The sequence below is a fragment of the Ruegeria conchae genome (assembly GCF_000192475.1).
Classification (GTDB): domain Bacteria; phylum Pseudomonadota; class Alphaproteobacteria; order Rhodobacterales; family Rhodobacteraceae; genus Ruegeria; species Ruegeria conchae.
Map to the genome: position 1 here is coordinate 26,152 of NZ_AEYW01000014.1, position 20,538 is coordinate 46,689.

A 20,538-nucleotide genomic window follows, 5' to 3' on the forward strand; every position below is an offset into this window, starting at 1 on the left:
CCATGCCTGATCCTGTACTTCTGACCGTAATTCTGAACTATAAAACAGCGGACATGACGTTGCGGTCGGTCGAGGCGGCAAAAATAGCCATGGAGGGGATCCCCGGAGAGATCATCGTTGTAGACAACGACTCGCAAGATGGATCTTTCGCGGCGATCTCGACCCATGTTCATGATCAAGGCTGGGATCAGGACAATCGCGTTCGGGTCATTCAGTCAGGGCATAACGGCGGCTTTGGCGCTGGCAACAATGTAGGTATGCGCGCGGGGCTTTCGGACGGAACGCGGCCCGATTACGTCTACATCCTGAATTCCGATGCCTTCCCCGCTCCAGATGCAATTCGCATTTTGCTGGAGCATCTTGAAACCACACCCGAAACCGGGTTTGCGGGCAGCTACATATTCGGCGACGACGAAGAACCCCACCTGACCAGCTTCCGCTTTCCTTCGGTCGCAAGCGAGTTTGAAAGCAGCATCAACTTTGGCCCCGTCACCCGGTTGTTCAAAAACCGGATCGTACCCATTCCGATCCCGTCCGAAACGCGAACAGTCGACTGGTTGGCCGGTGCCAGCCTGATGATACGGCAACGCGTTCTGGATGAGATCGGTCTATTTGATGAGACGTTTTTTCTGTATTTCGAAGAAACCGATCTCTGCCTGCGAGCGGCGCGCGCGGGGTATCGCACCGATTATGTACGCGTCAGCGAGGTGATGCATATCGGATCTGTTTCAACCGGCATGAAGAACTGGAACCGGGTGCCGACCTATTGGTTTGACTCACGCCTGTACTATTTCGTCAAAAACCATGGCGCTTTTTACGCCGCCTGCGCTACCTGCGTACATTTGACTGGTGGCTTTCTGCACTGGCTGCGCTGCTTAATATCACGCAGGCGCACCGGTGTGCCGCCCCATTTTTTGCGTACTCTTGCCTGGCATGACCTGTCCGCATGCATGCGCGCGCCGTGGCGCAAGCGCAATCCGGATGCTCAGGCCAGGCCCGTTATTGGAGAATGAAGATGCCTTTCAGCACTTTTCTTGTCGGCCATGAATCCCTTGTCATTCAGTGCGGGGAAATGCTGCTGGAGGCGGGGCACAGCATTCAGGGCGTCGCTACGCGGAATTCCGATGTGGAAGCCTGGGCCAAGACTCACTCCTTGCCTCTTCATGCACCTGGCGAAGGATTGTCAGACCGGGTTGAAGGGGTCTCGTTTGATTGGCTGCTGAGCATCGCAAATCTCGATCTGCTACCAGAAGCGTTGCTGAACAAAGCTGCGAAAGGTGCTGTCAATTTCCACGATGGCCCGCTACCGCGCTATGCAGGGCTTAACGCGCCGGTATGGGCCATTCTGAATGGGGAGACACAACACGGGATCACCTGGCACATTATCTCGGGCGGCGTGGATGAGGGCGGGATCGTTGCCCAAAACCTGTTTGATATCAACAACAGCGAAACTGCCCTGACATTGAACACCAAATGCTACGGTGCCGCCATCGAAAGCTTTGCCGAGGTCATCCGGGCACTGGAAGCGGATCAACCCCCTGCCCCACAGGATCTGTCGCAGCGCAGCTATTTTGCAAAGAACGACCGCCCTGAGGCGGCGGCCCGGCTGGATTTCGCAAAACCGGCGCATGAATTGGCCGCTTTGGTGCGCGCATTGGATCACGGAGACTATTGGAACCCTTTGTGTCGCCCGAAGGTCGAGCGCGATGGTCAGCTCTGGCTAGTCGGCGCGGCCAAGGTGAGTGAACAGCCAACCGATGCTGTGCCCGGCACCATTCTGGCCAGCAGCGCAGAAAGTGTGACCATCGCCACCCGTGAAGGCGCAATTGAGATCAGCGATCTGCGAAATGGCATGGGCGCACCTATGCCTACCGATGGTATTTTGAATGGCGGCAGCGCACTGCCTGCATTGACCGCGGAAAAGGCGACCGCGATCAATCAATCAATTGCTGAAACGCTTGCCTCCGAACCACAATGGCGGGCCCGCCTGGAATCGCTGCAAGAGGTCGACATTCCGCTGATCAATCCGGCGATGCCGTCCGGTGCCCCCCGATCGCAAGCGCTGCATGCGCCGGATGGGCTTGCAGATGTGACAGTCAAGGCTGCATTAGCGGCCCTGATGGCACGCCTTGGGGATGCATTCACCCTCGATCTGGCGCTCCGGCTGAACAGCGCATCCCCCTATCTCAACGACTGGGTTCCGGTGCGCTTTGCTGCGGACAAGACATTCTCAGCGGCGCAGGAGGAGTTTGATCAGACAATTACGCAAGCTCAGGCACTTGGTCCGTTCGCCCATGATCTGCCGGCGCGCCTGCCCGGTGCGGCGGCACTGCAAACACCGGTGATCGGGCTATCCGATGATGTTTCGGAAGGTCTTGTTCCAGGCACAAGTCTGACGCTGGCCACGTTTGATGGACAGACAGTGCTGTTTGCCGACAGTGGACATGTCTCCGAAGCCGCGCTGCGCTTGTTCGCGGCACGTATCGAGAATCTGCTGGTGTCGCTGACAGATCCGGCCAAGGCGAGCCTGCCAATTGCCGAGCTTCCCATTCTGCCCGATACGGAACGTGCACAGATCCTGCAGGATTGGAACAATACTTCTATCGCCTATGATGAAGTCACCTGCGTTCACCAGCATTTCGAAGCCCAGGTTAAATGTACTCCCAATGCACCGGCACTGGTATTTAAAAATCTCAGCTTCAGTTATGCCGAACTGAATGCACGGGCCAACCAGGTCGCGCATATTCTGCGTGAGATGGGGGTTGGTCCGGACACGCTCGTGGGCCTGCATGTCAAACGCTCTCCACTCTTGTTGATCGGGGCGTTGGGTATTCTGAAGGCAGGCGGCGCCTATGTACCGATGGATCCGGCCTATCCCGCCGATCGAACCGCTCTTTATCTTGAAGACAGCGGCGCGAAGGTATTGTTGACCGAATCCGCCTTGGCACCCGCGTTGCCGGAACATAACGCACAGCCATTGCTGCTGGATACGGACCCGCGGCTGGGAACGACCGCGACAGACAATATCAGCAGCGGTGTGACCTCGGACAACCTCGCCTACCTGATCTACACTTCGGGTTCGACTGGTCGGCCCAAGGGTGTCATGGTCGAACATCGCAACGTGTCGAACTTCTTCACCGGTATGGACGATCGCATCAGCCATGATCCGGCCGGGGTTTGGCTGGCGGTGACCAGCCTATCATTCGATATTTCGGTGCTCGAGTTGTTCTGGACCCTCGCACGCGGCTTCAAGATCGTACTCAGCGATGATGAAAACCGCGCCCTGGTCGCGGGCGACTCGGCCCCTGGGAAATCTATCACCGGCAAAGGGATGGAGTTCAGCCTTTTCTACTGGGGCAATGACGATGGTGTTGGGCGCGACAAGTACAAATTGCTGCTAGAGGGCGCAAAATTCGGGGATCAGAACGGGTTCTGTGCTGTCTGGACGCCCGAACGTCATTTCCACGCATTTGGCGGCCCCTACCCCAACCCGTCGGTCACAGGCGCAGCTGTTGCTGCCGTGACCGAAAATATCGGCGTACGTGCTGGAAGCTGCGTCGCACCGCTACACCACCCGGCACGTATTGCCGAAGAATGGGCGGTCATCGATAACCTGACCAACGGACGCGCGGGGCTTGCCATCGCCTCGGGCTGGCAGCCAGATGACTTCATTCTGCGACCCGAAAACACGCCTCCCGAGAACAAACCTGCGATGCTTAAGGCGATCAGCACTTTGCGCCAACTTTGGGCTGGTGAAACAGTGGAATTCCCCACCAAGTCCGGGGATATGCATGGCGTCGTCACGCAGCCTCGCCCGGTGTCAAAGAAATTACCTGTATGGGTCACCACCGCCGGAAACCCGGATACATGGCGCGAGGCCGGGGCCATCGGGGCCAACGTCCTGACTCACCTTCTGGGCCAGAGCGTGCAGGAGGTCGCCGACAAGATTGGCATCTACCACACCGCCCTAAGTGAAGCGGGCCATGATCCCGACGACCACACGGTCACCCTGATGCTGCATACCTATGTGGGTCAGGACCGCGAAGAGGTGCGCGAGGTCGCGCGAGAGCCGATGAAGGATTACCTGCGCTCGGCTGCCGGGCTGATCAAGCAATATGCCTGGGCCTTCCCGGCCTTCAAGAAACCGAAAGGTGTTTCAAACCCATTCCAACTGGATCTGGGCAGCCTGTCTGACGAGGAACTCGAAGGCATACTCGATTTCGCTTTCCTGCGATATTTCGAGGATTCCGGCCTGTTCGGCACCGTTGAGGACTGTCTGAACCGGGTTGAAGAGCTGAAACGCATCGGCGTGGATGAGATTGCCTGCCTGATCGACTATGGCATTTCGGTCGATGAGGTGATGGAGGGGCTGAAGCCTCTGGCCGAGGTGCTGCGCCTGTCCAATCAGGATACAGACCTGGCTGAGGATGACTATTCCATCGCCGCCCAGATCATCCGCCATAAGGTCAGCCATCTGCAATGCACCCCCAGCATGGCGCAGATGATCCTGATGAGCGATGAGGCGCGCTTTGCCCTGTCCAAGATCAAGCACATGATGATCGGCGGTGAGGCCCTGCCCGGCTCGCTGGTCAAGCAGATCAACAAACTTTCCCCTGCACATATCGAAAACATGTACGGGCCCACAGAGACAACGATCTGGTCGACAACCGAGACCGCAACAGCTGCGGATGGCGTGGTCAATGTCGGAACCCCGATTGCAAACACACAGGTCTATGTACTGGACGAAAGCAACCGTCCCGCCCCCATCGGCGTGGCCGGAGAGCTTTATATCGGAGGCGCAGGCGTGACACGCGGCTATTGGCAGCGCGAAGACCTGACGGCCGACCGCTTCGTGCCCGATCCATTCTCAGACACCCCCGGGGCGCGGCTCTATCGCACCGGCGATCTGGTGCGCTGGCGGACGGACGGACGGCTCGATTTCCTGGGCCGCGCGGATCACCAGATCAAACTGCGCGGCTATCGGATCGAGTTGGGCGAGATCGAAAGCCTGCTGGACGCGCAAGCCGGTGTACGGCAGTCGGTTGTCATCGCGCGCGAGGATACGCCCAATCTGGTGCAACTCGCGGCTTATATGACCGTCGATCACGCTGTGGATGAAAAGGCATTGCGTCAGGCGCTGGCGATGCAACTGCCGGACTACATGGTGCCAACGCATTTTGTGACGCTGGACAGCTTTCCGCTGACACCGAACCGGAAAGTAGATCGCAAGGCCCTGCCTGCACCTGCAGCACAGAAACCGCGTACCGAATCCACCGTATCTGAGCCGGCCTCGGGCGGTTCTGCCACACAGAAAATTGCGGCGATCTGGTCACGGATTCTGGGTGTTTCAGACATCAGCGGGCGGGACAATTTCTTCGATCTGGGCGGGCACTCCCTGCTGGCGGTACAGGCACATCGCGAAATCCGCACAGAGTTGAACGTGCCGGGGCTCAGCATAACGGATATTTTCCGGTGCCCAACTTTGGCGGCCCTTGCCGAAACGGTCGAAAAGAAATCAGGCTCCAAACCTGCCGAAGCAAGCCCGACGCAGTCGTCGCCAGAAAAAGCCAGCAGCCGTAGCGATGCTATGGCGCGCAGGCGCGAGATGCGGGCGCGCAGACGGTCGGCGTGAACAGGTTTACAGCGATAAAGGCCGAGCTTCGCAAGATGCTCGGCCCGGAGATAGGTATCGGGGTGACCGATCCCAAAGCTTCGGGCGCTGCATTATTGCCCGGGGAAATTCCCGCAATGAAACGCGCGGTCGAAACGCGTCGATTGGAGTTCGCCGCCGGACGTAGCGCTGCTCGACAGGCGATGAGAGAACTAAACCTCAGCCCCGTCGCAATCCCGATGGCTGACGATCGCAGCCCAGTTTGGCCCGACGGCGTAATCGGCTCGATCACCCATTGCAACGATATCTGTATCGCAATCGTTGCACATAAGGGCTCTGAACACGGTATCGGTATTGATATCGAGCCTGACGGGCTGTTGGACCCCGACCTTGAGGCGGTGATCTGTACACCGTCTGAAAGAGAATGGCTGGATACCCAGAACACTGAGCGACGTGGACATCTGGCAAAACAGATTTTCTGCGTGAAAGAGAGCATCTACAAAGCGATCCACCCGCTGATTGGACAAATGATCGAATTCCAGGACGTCGAATTCCTGCGCCCTTTGCAGCCCAACAGCCCCATTGCGCTGACCATTGGTGATCGCACAACCAGGCTGGAGCTCAGACTGATGAGCCAGACTCTCGATGATAAATTCTTCAGCTTCGCCGCACTCGACGACATGTCAGCCATGTTTTTGCTCAGCCTAGAGAGCGTGTCTTGATCAAGCGATATATTCCAGGTCGTATCCGGGTGGCCACAGCCGCCATAGCCGGTGTTTTGCGCCTAAACGGCGCAAGACCAATCGATATCGCCACGTTTGATTCGTTATATGACAATCCCGGCCCTAAGCCCGCCATTTCGCAGAAGGTTTTCCATCTGGGGCACAGTCTGGTCGGCCCGGATATCCCTGAAATGCTAAAACAACTGGCGGGTAAAAGGCACGATTACACCAGCCAATTGGGCTGGGGCACACCGCTGCGGGCCCACTGGGATCCAGAAGAAACCATCAACGGGTTCGAGCTGAGAAATGCCCCAGCTGAATATGAGGATGCTAAACAGGCCCTCTCGTCCGGCGAATACAATACGCTGGTCATGACTGAGATGGTCGAAATCCGGGCCGCCATCAAGTATTATAACAGCGCAAAATACCTTCGCAATTGGATCCAACTTGGCCGCCAGTCCAATCCGGACATACGCATCTTTTTTTATGAGACATGGCACAATCTGGACGACAAGGAAGGCTGGCTGGAGCGGATCGACAAAGATCTTGAGCGCTATTGGTTCAATGGCATTCTTCGGGTTGCTTTGGGTTATGAGGGAACACCGGCCCCGGTCTATGTCATCCCTGCCGGGCAAGTCATGGCGCGTTTCGTGCGTGAAGTTGAGCACCGTGGCGGCGTCGGACCTATTGCCGACCGAAACCACCTGTTCACTGACACGATCCACCTGAGTGATTATGGCACCTATCTGGTCGCGTTGACCCATTACGCGGTATTGTATCAAACCTCACCCCTAGGATTGCCACATGTATTGACCAAAGCCGATGGCACGCCCGCCAAAGACCCATGCCCCGAAGCCGCACGTCTGATGCAGGAGATCGTCTGGGATGTGGTGACTAATTTGCGGTTTACCGGGTTGGCCAGTCCTGATCCTTGATCTCGCCCACCCACAGACACGCTGGGCTGATGCCGGGACAAACAACCATCTTGCCGAATTGAAACGCTCAGGACAGAATCATCGCCAACGTGATACCTGACACTCAACCCCTTTAACGCCAAGACCTGATATATATGCCCAATTCACTCGCCTATCTGATGTTGATGGTCTGGCCGATCATCATGGTAGTATTGTTCAAGAAACTTCCGGCGCCACGCGCTCTGCTGATCTCGATATTGGGCGGCTATGTTATCTTGCCCCCAAACACATATTTTGATCTGCCGCTGATACCGACGCTAGACAAGCACACAATCCCCAGTTTGGCTGCATTAGTGTTGTGCCTGACAATGTTGGATCAGAAAATCAGGTTTTTTCCGCAATCCCGTCTGGTTTCGATCTTGATGCTGGGGTTCCTGCTCAGCCCGATTGTCAGCGCTTTGGGCAATCTGGAACCGGTTTTTGCCGGACCTGTCGTTCTGCCGGGGATGACTGCCCGAGATGCGATTTCAGAGTTCCTGAAGCACGTGATTATCATTATCCCATTTGTTCTGGGCTTCAATATTCTCTCAACACCCGACAATAAGAGAGAATTCCTAACACTCTACATGGTTATCGGGTTGATATACTCGATTCCGATCTTGCTCGAAGTTCGGCTCAGCCCGCAACTCAACAACTGGGTTTATGGGTTTTTTCCCCAACTCTTTTGGCAGCAAGTTCGATTTGGTGGTTTTAGGCCCACCGTGTTTCTTGGCCACGGGTTGTTGGTAGCGTTTTTCGTCCTGATGTCGTTTCTGGCGACAGCCGCGCTTTTGCGAGGTTCGCTGGGCAATGATCGGTGGCACAAATTTGGCATTCTCGTATATCTGTTCGCCATCCTCATTCTCTGCAAAACGGTGGGTGCGATTTTATTTGCCGTTCTGTTCGCGCCCATCGTGCTATTTGCCAGTTCCCGTATACAACGCTGGGTAATGCTGATTTGTGCTGTATTCCTGATAGCTTACCCGATCTTGCGCGCAGAAGATGCAATACCCGTTGAGCGTATTCTCGGCTATGCGGCACAGATTCAGGCTGAACGGGCCCAATCTCTGGAATTTCGCTTTGAGAACGAAAGCATGCTGTTGGAGCGCGCCGCCGAAAAACCTCTCACCGGCTGGGCATTCTGGAATCGAAATCGAAACATGGATCCAGAAACCGGTCGCGTTCTGACTGTTCCAGATGGATATTGGGTCCTAATCATCGGTGTGCTGGGCTGGTTCGGGTATATCTGCATTTTTGGGATGCTGATCTTCCCACTTCTCCGGCTTTGGGCAAGACGCAAAAAGTGCATCGGCTCACCCGACGAGTATGTTACGAACGGCATTGCGCTCATGCTGAGTATCAACCTTGTTGATTTGATCCCCAACGCATCCATCAACAGCATGACTTGGATTATGGCTGGCATGCTGCTAGCCAAGTCCACGGCTGCGGTGCGGGACCGATCTGATGAGGCCGACGTAACGGTCCCCCAGCCGGATCCACCTCGTGTGGCTCATGTGCGCAAGCCGCGTGGTCAGGCGAAAGCAACCACTTCCGCTCAGCTAAAGAACCCGCATAACAAACGACGTTCGAGGCAGACCAACACCTAAGTGTTCAGTTTTCTCGCGGGGACGCCAGCGACGGTCGCACCGCTTTCGACATCGCGGGTGACAACACTATTAGCGCCAACGGTCACGTCATTACCGATCGTGAGCGGGCCCATGATCTTGGCACCTGCTCCGAGATCCACATGTCCCCCGAGAACAACCGTTGATACCAGCGTAACCTGTTGGAAGATCATGCAATTCGGTCCGATACGGGCGGTGGGGTGGATGATGATTCCAGTTGGATGCGGCAACCGAAGACCGCCTTCGATATGGGTATTCAGATGAATCTCGGATTGTGTGATCACCGACCAGAACCGGTGCACCAGAGCCCAGTACTTGCTGAACGCCCATCCAATTGGGCCACCCCGCGCCTTGGCCGCCTGATATCGCCTGATCGCGCGCAACAGCTTGTAACCCGGGTCCCAAAATTGCCGCACTTCTTCGCGCGACCAGTCCGGAACTGTCGCTGAGACCACCAACGGCTGCTCTGGCTCAACAGTTGACGTTTGCTGGATATTGCCTTGCATGGATCCGATCTTTTCAGCCTGTCACGCGCCCGAGCCGTTGGCATCGAGCGCGATTGGCGTTGCTCAGAAGCCCAGACGCGCCAGACGGGGATAAATCCTGCGATAAACAACCGGTGGCAACCAGTTTTCCAGAACTTCCTGCCGGTGCGATTGGCGGTCGAACTGATCTTCTGTACCGGGGCGTGGCTTGAAGATCGTCGAATGTGCCTTGCGGCTGGGGTCCCAAGTCGCTGTATAGTAGTACAGCGCGATGGACTGGCGTGGCTCACCATCGGGATGGTTCACTTTTTCGGGGTTGCCATGGAACGTGCTTGTGCCTGTCGAGAAGCAGCACATGCGGTTGAAGGTCGGCACAAAACTTTTGACCTTGGTAGTCATATCGTTGCTCCAGATCTCGAATGAACCGCCCCATTCCTCGCGCCAGTCGTCATTCAGATAGATCAACACGTTCAGGCGCCGTTCAACGACCATCTGTTTGTGCAGATTGAAATCCGCATGAATATCCAGATGCCCCCCGTTTTTAACCCGGTGGATGCCTGCGCCGATATAATAAGGATCGGGGATCAACCCTTTGATACCGGTCATTTCCTCAAGAAACAGGATAAACGGGCGGGAGTTGAAGGCGTGGAACAACTCACGCGAATAGACCGGCAATCTCTCGGGATTGTACTGCGTTTTCAGGTTCTCCTGCGCCCGCTCAAATGTGTCGCTGTCTTCGCCTTCTTCAAGCGTGGCCACGTCCTTCTGAACTTTGCGCAGAACTTCTTCAGGAAGAAAATTATCGATGCAAATATGGTTATAGGGTTCGCCGCTCTGATATTCTTCGGCAAATGGGGCCGCCGCCGCGCGGGCGTTTTCAACACTGATACTCAGACGTTCGGGATCAATTTGATAGATCGCCATCTTCTTTTCCTATCTAAACAATAATACAACTCGAATTACCGGCCAGCTTCTGCAGCGGCAGAGCAAAGTGGGGATCAAGGTCTTCTATCAGAAAAATGGGGGGATTCCCCCCATTTCACAATGTGACATATCCAACCATGCCTGACAAACACATGATCAGGATCAATAGGGCTATTTCAGAAGAAAAGTCCCTTATTTTGCGACAATGAAACTTGAAACTCTGAGGCATGAAATACCCGAGTCTCCGGTTGGGAACAGGGTGATCTCGCGTGATGTTTGAACGATTTGCAGGGCATCGGCCAATTTACAGTGGCACATCCGCAATTCTGCCCATATTACAGTATTCGTTGTTTATGAGTTCCCGCCCGTCGAATAAGAGACCATTCTCTTTATGCCCAGGTTGTTGATTATTGGTACCGGATATGTCGCGGATTTGTATCTGCGCTCCCTCAAGCTCTATCCTGAAATCGAGATTGCCGGGTGCTATGATCGCAATCCCGAGCGGCTGTCTCAATTCTGTACCTACTGGTCACTGCCTGCGGTGGACAGTTTTGAGGCATTGCTGAATCTGGCGAAACCAGATGATATTCTGCTCAACCTGACCAATCCGTCCGCGCATTACGATGTTTCGCGCAAGGGCCTGGAAGCCGAGCTTCACGTCTATTCCGAAAAGCCGCTGGCGATGGAGATGGACCAGGCCCAGGTGCTGGCTGATCTTGCCGCTGAGCGCGGGCTGCGCCTTGCCTCGGCGCCCTGCAGCTTTCTTGGCGAAGCCCCGCAAACGATCTGGGCCGGATTACGCGCTGGCGTAATCGGCAAAACCCGCCTGATCTATGCCGAGATGGATGACGATTTTATCTCGCAGGCCCCCTATCAAAAATGGTTCTCGGAAAGCGGCGCGCCGTGGCCGGCCAAAGACGAGTTCGAAGTGGGGTGTACCCTGGAACATGCAGGCTATTACCTGGCGTGGTTATTGCCCATGTTCGGCCCGGTCCGGACGGTTGTCGCAGCTTCGGCGGCGCTGGCAGATGTGACCGATGTGACCGCCGGGGCCGCACCGGATATTTCGGTCGGGACACTCTTTTTCGAAAGCGGCGTGGTGGCACGGCTCACCTGTTCCATATTGGCCAGACATAACCACGAACTTCGGATCATCGGTGATACGGGCGTGATCGAGATAGATGAGTGCTGGAACAACGCCGCACCGGTCCGCTTGCGCCGACGTTTCTCGTTGCGCCGCAGACTGGTCAATGCGCCGCTGGCCAGGCGTCTTAAAATCAAGGGGCCGACCCACGAAAAACTTGGGCGCAAGGGTGCCGCGGCGATGAACTTTGCCCTCGGCGTGGTCGAGATGCGGGACGCAATCCGCGAAGAGCGGCCCTGCCGTTTGTCCCCCGACCTGTCTCTGCATATGAACGAAGTCACGTTGACCTTGCAAAATGCCGGAGAACACGGCGGAGCGGTCACGATGCAGACCCGCTTCGATCCCGTCGCGCCTATGCCTTGGGCCGAAAGCCTCGCACGTTGAACCATGTTTGAGATTTCGGTCATCATCCCTGCTAACAACGAAGAAGCTTATATCGGCCCCTGCCTCGAGGCTCTCTTGGCACAGGTCATCGCGCACCGGGCCGAGGTGATCGTTTCGGCAAATGCCTGCACCGACAAGACAGCAGATATCGCCCGTAGCTACGCACAGCGGTTTGAGCAGCGGGATTGGCATCTGGAGGTACTGGATTCAGAAGAGGGCGGCAAACCAGCGGCGCTCAACCGCGCCGACGCTGTGGCAACGGGTGGCACAAGGGTCTATCTGGACGCGGATGTTGTCATGTCACCGATGCTACTGGACGCGCTGGTGAAAGTGCTGGATCGCACTGAACCGGCCTATGCCAGCGGCGATCTGAAGGTCAGCTCGGCACAAAGCTGGGTCACACGGGCCTATGGCCGGATCTGGACCCGACTGCCCTTCATGACAGAGGGCGTGCCCGGTGCCGGGCTGTTTGCCGTCAATGCGGCTGGTCGCGCTCGTTGGGAGGCATTTCCGCAGATCATCTCGGACGACACCTTTGTACGGCTGCAATTCACACCGGATGAGCGTTTGCCGGTTTCGCCTCCGTATTCCTGGCCCCTCGTCGAAGGATTTCAGGCTCTTGTACGTGTCCGGCGCAGGCAGGACGCAGGAGTAGCCGAGCTTGCGCGTTTATATCCGGGTATACTGGATCGGGAAGGCAAAGCCCCGCTTAAAGCGGGACATCTGCTGCGCCTTGCCCTGACCGACCCGATTGGTTTCGGGGTATATGTCGCTGTGAGCCTATCCGTCCGCAGCCGCAGCGACTCTGCCTGGAGCCGGGGTCGATAATGCGGTGCAAGGTGGAGAAATATTTGGCTGGAAGCATAATGCCTCAATCGCGCAATCCTCCGGCCTGTAGCAACACCGTGAAAGGAGGGTCCGGGTGATAACGCCAGATGAAGCGCAGTCGCAGTCGTGGGATGTGATCGTCATCGGCGCCGGCATGGGCGGCGGCATGGCCGGGCGGCGTCTGACGGAACGCGGTTTGTCGGTTCTGTTTCTCGAGAAGGGCGTGACGGGCTACCGGAGCGAACGTCAGTACTATGCCGATGATGTCACGGAGCCGATTGCTCGCAAGCTGCGGGGGTATTGGCCCAAACCGGTCGAGGCACACGACGGCGGGGCGGTTTCACACTATTTCGCGCCATTGGGCAGCGGGGTCGGCGGCTCATCCGTCTTCTATGCAGCGGCACTGGAGCGTCCTGAACCGCACGATCTGGACGACGTACCGGATATCACGCACCCGACTGGCGGTTGGCCCGTGGGATTTGAGGCGTTCCTTCCCTATTTCGATCAGGCCGAGGACCTGCTCTTTGTACATGGCGCGGAAGACCCGCTCTCGGATATTCCTTCGGTCAAACTGCGCCCGCCGCCAGAATTCACACCCCAAGAAGCGGCGATGATGGCCGATTTCCGTGATCGGGGCCTGCATCCGTATTACTCTCATATCGCACAGAAATGGATTGAGGGGTGTGCCAATTGCTTCGGCAGGAAATGCCCGCGCACCTGCAAGATGGATGGCCGCTCGGCCGGTGTAGAACCGGCACTGGCCAGCGGTCGCGCCGCTATCATCACCGAATGCGATGTCGAAGCGCTGGCAGAAGACCAGCCCGGACAGATCACCGGCGTCCGCGTGCGCCATGGTGACGAGACTTTCACCCTGCACGCCCGGACCTATGTTTTGGCTGCGGGTTCGTTTGGCTCGCCCACCCTGTTGCTGCGGTCAACCGACCTATCCGCAACCGGATGTGCCAATTCAAGCGATTGGGTCGGGCGCGGGCTGATGTTTCATATTGATAATTTCTTTGCTGTCTGGCCAAGGCGGGGTGCGGAACCGATCGGCAAAAGCAGGGCAATATCCACACGCGACTTTTATGTTGTGAAAGGTGAGCGTATGGGCCTGGCGCAATCCATGGGATACGAGGCGGATTACGGAACCATCCTGCGCTTTTTGCTTATGCAGCTCGAACGCTCGCGGTTTGCCAAATACACAAAGCTGCGCCGCCTTCTGAACATACCCGCCCTTTTGGCCGCCAAACTGTTTGGAAACGCCGACGTGTTCGTGGCCCAGATGGAGGACTTCCCCGTCCGCGAAAACCGGGTAGTATTGAACCAAAAGGACCCCGAGGTCTTTACATTCGAATACACAGTCGCGCGCGACGTCTTCACCCGTCAAACCGGACTGCGCCGCGCCATCCGGAGCGCAATCGGCCGGTGGCGTGTGATGTTTCTGTCAATAAAACCAATCGTTAACGTCGGTCACCCGCTGGGCACGTTACGCTTTGGAAGCGATCCCGCCACGTCGGTGCTTGATCCCGATTGCAAGGCACATGATCTGCAAAACCTCTATGTCGCCGATGGTTCGTTCATGCCAACATCGATGGGGGTCAATCCAAGCCTGACCATCGCCGCCAACGCATTGCGGGTCGCAGACATCATCGCTGATCGAACGAACCAGTCTAAACAACCCACGGAGGCGTCATGACAGATACAAGCCAGCGAATTCGCGAAGGTATTGCCGTCGTCACAGGTGCCGGCGCGGGATTGGGACGAGAACTGTGTCGCACCCTGATTGCCGAAGACATCCGTGTCGCGGGCATCGGTCGCAACCCCGAACAGTCGACGGCCGTTGCGACCGAGCTGGGGGATGGATTCATGCCCGTCACAGCCGATGTTTCGGACCCAGAGGCCGTCGCACGGGCATTCGAAGATATCACCGCCACCTTAGGCGCGCCCACGATCCTGATCAACAACGCAGCCGTTTATCCGCGCCGCGACATTCTGGATGAAACCCCGGAAAGTTTCATGCAGTCGGTCAACATCAATCTCGGCGGCGTTTTTTATTGCTGCCACGCAGTCCTTCCCGGCATGGTCGAGCGTGGCTATGGCCGGATCGTCAACCTCAGCACCTTCGCCCACATTGCACCGGCGCCCACGGCCGCGGCCTATTCGGTGACCAAGGGGGCTGCGCAGACATTGACCAAATCATTGATTGCCGATCTTGCCGACCGTTTTCCGGATATCGTCATCAATGACTGGATACCCGGCGCGTTGAAAACCCGAATGGGCATACCCGATGGCATCGAACCAGCAGAGGCCGCAAAATGGGGCGTGCGACTGGCATTGTGGCATGATCCGATGCTCACCGGACGCCTGTTTGATCAGGACACCGAGTTTCTGGAGCCAATCTCTTTGAAACGAAAGATATTGAACAAGATTACCGGTAAAAAGCGCATCCCGCTGCGCCTTTCGTAACAAACGCGTGGCGCGGTGGTTTGAAAGTCACCGCATCGCCAAATGTTCAGTCCGCTTGCCATGAAGCAACCAGTTCCCGTGCCTCGATTATATTGTCCTCGATCGAGCAATAGGTCCAACCTCCGTACCGCCCGATGGAATAGACACCACTATCGTTGAGGACTTTGTTCAAACGCTCTACCTCTGATTTGGCCTGCTGGTTGATATGGACATAGGCCGGGTCCATCACCAAGGCGTGGTAAGCCATCAGCTCATGGTCATCAATCAGACCTTCACGGGCCAGATCTTCAAGCACGCGTGCGCGGGTGGCTTCGACGTCAACCTCTGCATCGCTCGTCAGGCCGACCTCAACATAAAGGCTCATCCGGTCGGCGTCGAATATGTTGTCATAGAACCCAACACGGTAGAACACCCGCTCGCGATTAGGGTAGTAAACCCAATGCACATCGCGCGGCCCCTTCCGGTCGAAGCCCAGATTGAAGACCAGCACCTTGTTCCAGGTAAATGCCTCTTCCTGATGCTCCAGACCGGCAATTCTGGCCAGATGGTTGAACGGTGCGGACGACACCAGCCGCTCAAAGCCAATTTCGCGACGTGTTGTGCGCGCCACATTGCGGTCAAGGTCAATCCCGACCAACGCTTCGTCCAGACAAATCGCATCAGGCTTCACGGCACTGGCAATGGCATTCACATACTCGATGGCGCCGCCTTCGGGATAGGTGAACGTGGCATTATAACTCTGATTGTCAGGGATCTTCATATTGTGGATGATGTCATCCACATCTGCGTGCGGAAAGAACCGCCCCATGGCGTCTTTGTCGAGCGAACTGAGGTCGCAGGCATAGAGCTTCTCGTTGTACGGAACCAAGAATTTTTCGCTGATACTCTTGCCGAAACGGCCATAGATCATGTCCAGAAAACTGCCCTCTGCCTGCTCGTTCGGTTTGGCAAAATACAGGTCATACAGGCAGTCGATGAAATCCGCCTTGGGCAATTGGTGGATGTTCTTCTGAAATGGAAAATCAACCCAGTCACCGCCATAAGCGATGAAGGACTTCTTTTCGCAGGTGATAATCTGCTGGCCCTGCATCCGCTCACGCAACCAGGCTTCGATTTCCGGGTTCTTGAAGTGGAAGAAATGACCGGAATAGTCCCAGACAAACCCATCCTTCTTGATGGTTTTGCAATAGCCGCCAATGGCGCTGTCCGCATCAATGACGAGGTACTCGGCATCGCCAAGGGCTGCAGCAGTGGACAAGCCGCTAATGCCGGCCCCGATGATCAACGTCTGGGTCTTTTCCATGTGCAAGTTCCTACATTCAAATGATAACGTCTGTACGGGTTAATATCTGCGTCAGCCTTTAAAGGCACGGATCGCGGCCTTGTATCCTTCAACGGTTTTGGTCGCGACTGCATCGGGGCTGTAAAGCTCGCTGCAATCTGCCCAAGCCTGTCGCCCAAGCCGCGTGGCAAGGTCCGGATCGTCCAACAGGCGCTGACAGGCCGCAACCATTGCCTCTAGGTCCTGACTGGGGATTAAAAGGCCATTTCGCTCGTCTTCGATGACTTCGGGAATGCCACCCACCGCCGTTGTGACCAGCGGACAGCCCAGAGACATCGGTTCCAGCAACATATATCCCATCGTATCGTACTGGGCCGCAATCAGAGTCAGGTAGTGGCTTGTTCTCAGACTCATCAGCTCGGAATGAGTCATCTGTCCCCGGTAGTCGACACGATCACGCAACTTCGGTGGGAAATTCTGCTCGAAGAACTCCTCAAAATAGACTGTGCCATTCTCGGTTTGGATACCTTGATCCGGGCCGATGAAGGTCAAGGTCAGATCTGGGTTCGCCTCGGCAAGCCGCGCAAAGGTCCGCAGTACCAGATCCCCGCCCTTGATGCTGTCGAAACGTCCGACGAAAAACATCTTGTTCTTGTCACACCGGTCAACTTGCCAGGTCTCAGTTTCTGGCGACGAAACAATTGGAGTTGGAATAATGGTACTGCTCTCAATCCCAAGATCGTAGTGTTTGCGAATTGTATCCAGCGTGTCGTTACAGTTGGCCGTCACATAATGCGCTGCTTTGATGGCCAGCCCTTCATACGTCGAACGCCCGTCATTGATGGACTGCGCGGATGTTGCGTCCTTGAAACCACCGGTCAGGACGAATGGGCCGTGCAAACGCACTGAAACGGGGACGATATTCATCATCGCAACCTCGGCACCCATTCCGAAGGATTCCTCGATCTCGAAAACCTCGATCCCTTTTTCGGCCACCAGCTTGCGAATGGCCAATGCGATCTTGGCCGAATGCCGCAACGCGTCGTAGGGGCGCGCCGTCAGCTTCGACTGTATTTTGTGCCAAATCCTTGAAAGAAAAGGAACCTGAACGTCCCCGAGGTCAATCGTATACGGATCCTTCTCTCCAGCGTCAGGCGTCAGAATATAAACTTCATGTCCAAATGCCCGCAGCGAGGACACAAGCTGCGACGTGTATGTTACAATTCCGGACGCGACGCGTCCGGGCGGCCAAGATGAGACGTAAATCGCGATCTTCATCGGCTGGTCGGTTCTTTCATTCATGTCCAAAAATCTGAGCAAACGGTTCTCTGCCCATCTCCTTCTTGGGGCCTAAATCAAAATCTCTTAAAGATGGAACAACTGCCACCGGACGGCGCGGGTTGTGCACGTAAATGACTCGTAGCAGGGACTCTCTGTCCATGCTAGATTCCAGTTGCAGTTGTCATTGTCTGTGGCACAGTATCCACGCTGGATTCTAGCTTTAGTTGCAGTGATATGCGGCAATTTTGACCTCGAAAGAGGCGTCCCAATACAGGGGACAATCAAATAGGGTACGAGTTATTGTTGCAAAGGTTGGCTCGGGAAATCACGATGGCTTGCCCTCTCAGGTCGATCCCGCAAAAAGGTGAATCATGACAAAGCACATTCTTCTCACCGGCGGCGCCGGATTTATCGGCTCGCATACCTATGCAGCCCTTGTGGATGCCGGTTACGCGGTCACCATTTTGGACAATTTCGAAAACGCGCGCCATGATGTGCCTGACCGGCTGTCCCAAATCACAGGAAAAGCTGTACCGGTCATCGAGGCAGACATTCGCGACCAGGACGCCATCAAATCCGCATTTGCCACCAACGACTTTGATGCCGTTGTGCACTTTGCTGCATTGAAATCCGTCCCTGACAGCGAAGCCGATCCCATCGGCTATTACAATTCCAATTGCACAGGCTTGATCAACATCGTCGACGCAATGCAGGCAAGTGGCGTTAAAAATATCGTCTTTTCGTCATCGGCCGCAGTTTACGGCAGCGCTTCGCAAATGCCCTTAACCGAAACCAGCCCCTGCCTACCGGACAGTTGCTATGGCTCCACAAAGCTATTCGGAGAGGAATTTTTGGCGCGCGTCACCAAGGCGCATCCCGATGTCAAAACCGGCATACTGCGCTATTTCAATCCTGTTGGGGCTCACCCATCCGGGCTGATCGGGGAAGATCCCTCTCAGCCGCCCGGCAATCTCGTTCCGGTGATTGCCCGCGTCGCGCGCGGCGAAATCGAGGCGCTTTCCATCTTCGGTGGCGATTACGATACCCCCGATGGAACCTGCATCCGTGATTATATCCACGTCCTTGATTTGGCTCGGGGTCATGTACTGAGTCTCGATGCACTTCTGAACCAGAAAGAAAGCCATCTCGTCAATCTTGGCACCGGGCGAGGTAACTCGGTCCGTGAAGTTCTGAACACCTATTCGGAGGTGATCAATCGCGAGATACCCAATCGCATTGTGGATCGTCGCCCTGGCGACCCGCCGGTTTCTTATGCAGCGACAGACCGGGCAAGCGAAGTCCTTGGATTTGAGGCGAAGCACGGCCTCAGGGACATGTGTGAAAGCAATTGGAAGTTTTCAGGGGATAAGTGAAGAAGCTCTGAGTGCTTGGAACCATCATCCATGCACTTCCTCGAAATCATGTTGCTGCGGCCCAAAGTTCAGCCATTCCCCAGCCCACTGCTGCTCCGACCAGCACAAGCGGCATCAACCGGACCTCATGCAGCAGTGATACCCAGCCTTCCCGACGCCCCATCACCAAGAGCGCGGTGACCTCGGGTATGCGATGCAATGCGACAACGATTAGCGCAAGGGTCGTTGACCCGAAACCCCATATCGCGATGAACAGTCCGACCCAGATCGTTGCAGCGCTTACCAGGCTGAGAACCGTCATCTCGCGGAACCGGCGTTGCGCGCTATAGGCCTCGCGCAACAGGCGCGGGCCAATCAGGATCAGACCCACAGACAGGATCTGGATCATGCCCGCGACGTCCGCGTATCGGTCATCGTAGATAATACCTACCAATGTTGGGGCGAAAGTCATTAGCGTACCGGCTCCGAACATCGCCAGACTGTCAAACAGGATGCGGTATCGATAATAGCGGCGGCGCAAAGATGCCTCTTCGCCGTCTTTGTGCAATTCAGTGAACACCTGAAGTCCCATCTGAGCGTGTACCGTGTTCAAAAACGTCTCGACAATATCCACGATCTGACGGGCGATATAATAGAATCCAAACGAGCTTGCCGACATCGCAAAGCCTAAAACAAAGCGGTCAGCCATTACGGTGACGGCGGACAAAGCCGAATGACCGATGATCCATTTGCCGCGCTCGATGATCACCCGGAAATCATCAACGCTCCAACTCAGCCGCATCGCTGGACCGATAAACATCGCATAGCTAAGCGTAACCATGATAACTGCGCCTGCGAGATTACCCAGAACCAGCGCCCAGATATTACGCAGCCAGAAGGCCAGACCTATAGTTATGACCGTTGTCAGAACCACTCTGATCAGCGTCTCTTTGCTGACCTGACGGAACTTCATTTCGCGTTCATAGACAAACTTGGCTGGTGACGCGAAGCCGCTGATGATAGAAAACCCACCGATTGCGGCGATTGCAAATGGAAGCGTCGGGTCACCATAGCTTGACTTTGGATCGAACCACTCTGCCCCCTGCCCCCACGATATGCCAAACGCCAGCAGGATACAGACCAGCAGGATCAGAACTCCGCGCAAAATCTGCGCCGTCCAGCAGGAGCGCAGAAACCCATCATCCAATTCGCCCTCGCGGGTCAGGATCAGCGAGCGCACGCCCAGATCGGAAAACATCTCGAGCACGAAGATGAAGGTCATGACGACGGCGAAGACCCCGAATATCTCGGGCGTCAGTATTCGGGTCAGCACGATGGTTGAGACGATCCGCGCCATTACCTGCATCACGAAGACCATTGTCGATAACGCGGCCGACGCCATGATCTTGCGCCGCAGACTGTCGCGGTCGGACATCAGCCCGGATATGCGCTGGCTTATGAACTTCATGCCGGTTCAGCCA

Annotated in this window: 15 protein-coding genes; 10 read left to right on the forward strand and 5 right to left on the reverse strand. The window is 56.1% G+C overall.

Annotated elements, in window-relative coordinates:
- Positions 1-2 precede the first annotated feature (2 nt).
- From G7G_RS0114710 to G7G_RS23080, 5 genes are all read left to right on the forward strand, one after another.
- On the forward strand, positions 3-1,013 hold the full coding sequence (locus tag G7G_RS0114710) for a glycosyltransferase family 2 protein (RefSeq protein WP_010442197.1): 1,011 nt from the start codon (positions 3-5) through the stop codon (positions 1,011-1,013).
- 2 nt (positions 1,014-1,015) lie between these two features.
- Positions 1,016-5,632, forward strand: a complete 4,617-nt coding sequence (locus tag G7G_RS0114715; RefSeq protein WP_010442198.1) for a MupA/Atu3671 family FMN-dependent luciferase-like monooxygenase — start codon at positions 1,016-1,018, stop codon at positions 5,630-5,632.
- Entirely contained in the window at positions 5,629-6,333 is a 705-nt protein-coding gene (locus G7G_RS23075) for a 4'-phosphopantetheinyl transferase family protein (protein WP_010442199.1), read from the forward strand. The genes G7G_RS0114715 and G7G_RS23075 overlap by 4 nt, the downstream gene beginning before the upstream one ends.
- The gene (locus G7G_RS0114725; protein ID WP_010442200.1) at positions 6,330-7,268 is read left to right on the forward strand and encodes a hypothetical protein; all 939 of its coding nucleotides are present in this window, start codon (positions 6,330-6,332) and stop codon (positions 7,266-7,268) included. Before G7G_RS23075 ends, G7G_RS0114725 begins: the two co-directional genes overlap by 4 nt.
- Before the next feature lie 134 nt (positions 7,269-7,402).
- Entirely contained in the window at positions 7,403-8,893 is a 1,491-nt protein-coding gene (locus G7G_RS23080) for a hypothetical protein (protein ID WP_010442201.1), read from the forward strand.
- Here the strand turns inward: G7G_RS23080 and G7G_RS0114735 are convergent.
- Together G7G_RS0114735 and G7G_RS0114740 are read right to left on the reverse strand one after the other, a co-directional pair.
- On the reverse strand, positions 8,890-9,417 hold the full coding sequence (locus G7G_RS0114735; protein ID WP_010442202.1) for a serine O-acetyltransferase: 528 nt from the start codon (positions 9,415-9,417) through the stop codon (positions 8,890-8,892). The two genes, G7G_RS23080 and G7G_RS0114735, sit on opposite strands and share 4 nt — an antisense overlap.
- Positions 9,418-9,480: 63 nt before the next feature.
- Positions 9,481-10,320, reverse strand: coding sequence for a 2OG-Fe(II) oxygenase (locus G7G_RS0114740; protein ID WP_010442203.1), 840 nt, complete (start codon positions 10,318-10,320; stop codon positions 9,481-9,483).
- Positions 10,321-10,711: 391 nt separating this feature from the next.
- On the opposite strand from G7G_RS0114740, the gene G7G_RS0114745 reads away from it, so the two are divergent.
- The 4 genes from G7G_RS0114745 to G7G_RS0114760 all read left to right on the forward strand — a co-directional run bounded on the left by G7G_RS0114745 (position 10,712) and on the right by G7G_RS0114760 (position 15,142).
- A complete protein-coding gene (locus G7G_RS0114745; RefSeq protein ID WP_010442204.1) occupies positions 10,712-11,848 on the forward strand; it encodes a Gfo/Idh/MocA family protein in 1,137 nt (378 codons plus the stop codon).
- 3 nt (positions 11,849-11,851) lie between these two features.
- On the forward strand, positions 11,852-12,676 hold the full coding sequence (locus G7G_RS0114750) for a glycosyltransferase family 2 protein (RefSeq protein WP_010442205.1): 825 nt from the start codon (positions 11,852-11,854) through the stop codon (positions 12,674-12,676).
- 94 nt (positions 12,677-12,770) lie between these two features.
- Positions 12,771-14,372, forward strand: coding sequence for a GMC oxidoreductase (locus G7G_RS0114755; RefSeq protein ID WP_010442206.1), 1,602 nt, complete (start codon positions 12,771-12,773; stop codon positions 14,370-14,372).
- Positions 14,369-15,142 (forward strand): SDR family oxidoreductase, encoded by a 774-nt coding sequence (locus tag G7G_RS0114760; protein ID WP_010442207.1) that lies wholly within the window; start codon positions 14,369-14,371, stop codon positions 15,140-15,142. The genes G7G_RS0114755 and G7G_RS0114760 overlap by 4 nt, the downstream gene beginning before the upstream one ends.
- A gap of 46 nt (positions 15,143-15,188) precedes the next feature.
- Here G7G_RS0114760 and G7G_RS0114765 read toward each other — a convergent pair whose 3' ends face one another.
- Both G7G_RS0114765 and G7G_RS0114770 read right to left on the reverse strand, forming a co-directional pair.
- Entirely contained in the window at positions 15,189-16,445 is a 1,257-nt protein-coding gene (locus tag G7G_RS0114765) for a protoporphyrinogen/coproporphyrinogen oxidase (RefSeq protein ID WP_010442208.1), read from the reverse strand.
- A 51-nt stretch (positions 16,446-16,496) separates the two neighbouring features.
- On the reverse strand, positions 16,497-17,726 hold the full coding sequence (locus tag G7G_RS0114770; RefSeq protein WP_010442209.1) for a glycosyltransferase family 4 protein: 1,230 nt from the start codon (positions 17,724-17,726) through the stop codon (positions 16,497-16,499).
- Positions 17,727-18,076: 350 nt separating this feature from the next.
- Here G7G_RS0114770 and galE point away from each other — a divergent pair, with 350 nt between their 5' ends.
- Complete coding sequence (gene galE, locus G7G_RS0114775; RefSeq protein WP_010442210.1) at positions 18,077-19,078, forward strand: UDP-glucose 4-epimerase GalE; 1,002 nt, start codon at positions 18,077-18,079, stop codon at positions 19,076-19,078.
- A gap of 46 nt (positions 19,079-19,124) precedes the next feature.
- On the opposite strand, the gene G7G_RS0114780 is transcribed toward galE, so the two are convergent.
- A complete protein-coding gene (locus G7G_RS0114780) occupies positions 19,125-20,525 on the reverse strand; it encodes an oligosaccharide flippase family protein (protein WP_010442211.1) in 1,401 nt (466 codons plus the stop codon).
- Between the last annotated feature and the right edge of the window lie 13 nt (positions 20,526-20,538).

Excerpts from the sequence above, each read along its gene's own strand:
- galE (WP_010442210.1), top strand. The coding sequence starts at position 18,077 with ATGACAAAGCACATTCTTCTCACCGGCGGCGCCGGATTTATCGGCTCG.
- G7G_RS0114780 (WP_010442211.1), bottom strand. The coding sequence starts at position 20,525 with ATGAAGTTCATAAGCCAGCGCATATCCGGGCTGATGTCCGACCGCGAC.
- G7G_RS0114710 (WP_010442197.1), top strand. The coding sequence starts at position 3 with ATGCCTGATCCTGTACTTCTGACCGTAATTCTGAACTATAAAACAGCG.
- G7G_RS0114735 (WP_010442202.1), bottom strand. The coding sequence starts at position 9,417 with ATGCAAGGCAATATCCAGCAAACGTCAACTGTTGAGCCAGAGCAGCCG.
- G7G_RS0114770 (WP_010442209.1), bottom strand. The coding sequence starts at position 17,726 with ATGAATGAAAGAACCGACCAGCCGATGAAGATCGCGATTTACGTCTCA.
- G7G_RS0114760 (WP_010442207.1), top strand. The coding sequence starts at position 14,369 with ATGACAGATACAAGCCAGCGAATTCGCGAAGGTATTGCCGTCGTCACA.
- G7G_RS0114740 (WP_010442203.1), bottom strand. The coding sequence starts at position 10,320 with ATGGCGATCTATCAAATTGATCCCGAACGTCTGAGTATCAGTGTTGAA.
- G7G_RS0114750 (WP_010442205.1), top strand. The coding sequence starts at position 11,852 with ATGTTTGAGATTTCGGTCATCATCCCTGCTAACAACGAAGAAGCTTAT.
- G7G_RS0114745 (WP_010442204.1), top strand. The coding sequence starts at position 10,712 with ATGCCCAGGTTGTTGATTATTGGTACCGGATATGTCGCGGATTTGTAT.
- G7G_RS0114715 (WP_010442198.1), top strand. The coding sequence starts at position 1,016 with ATGCCTTTCAGCACTTTTCTTGTCGGCCATGAATCCCTTGTCATTCAG.
- G7G_RS23080 (WP_010442201.1), top strand. The coding sequence starts at position 7,403 with ATGCCCAATTCACTCGCCTATCTGATGTTGATGGTCTGGCCGATCATC.
- G7G_RS0114765 (WP_010442208.1), bottom strand. The coding sequence starts at position 16,445 with ATGGAAAAGACCCAGACGTTGATCATCGGGGCCGGCATTAGCGGCTTG.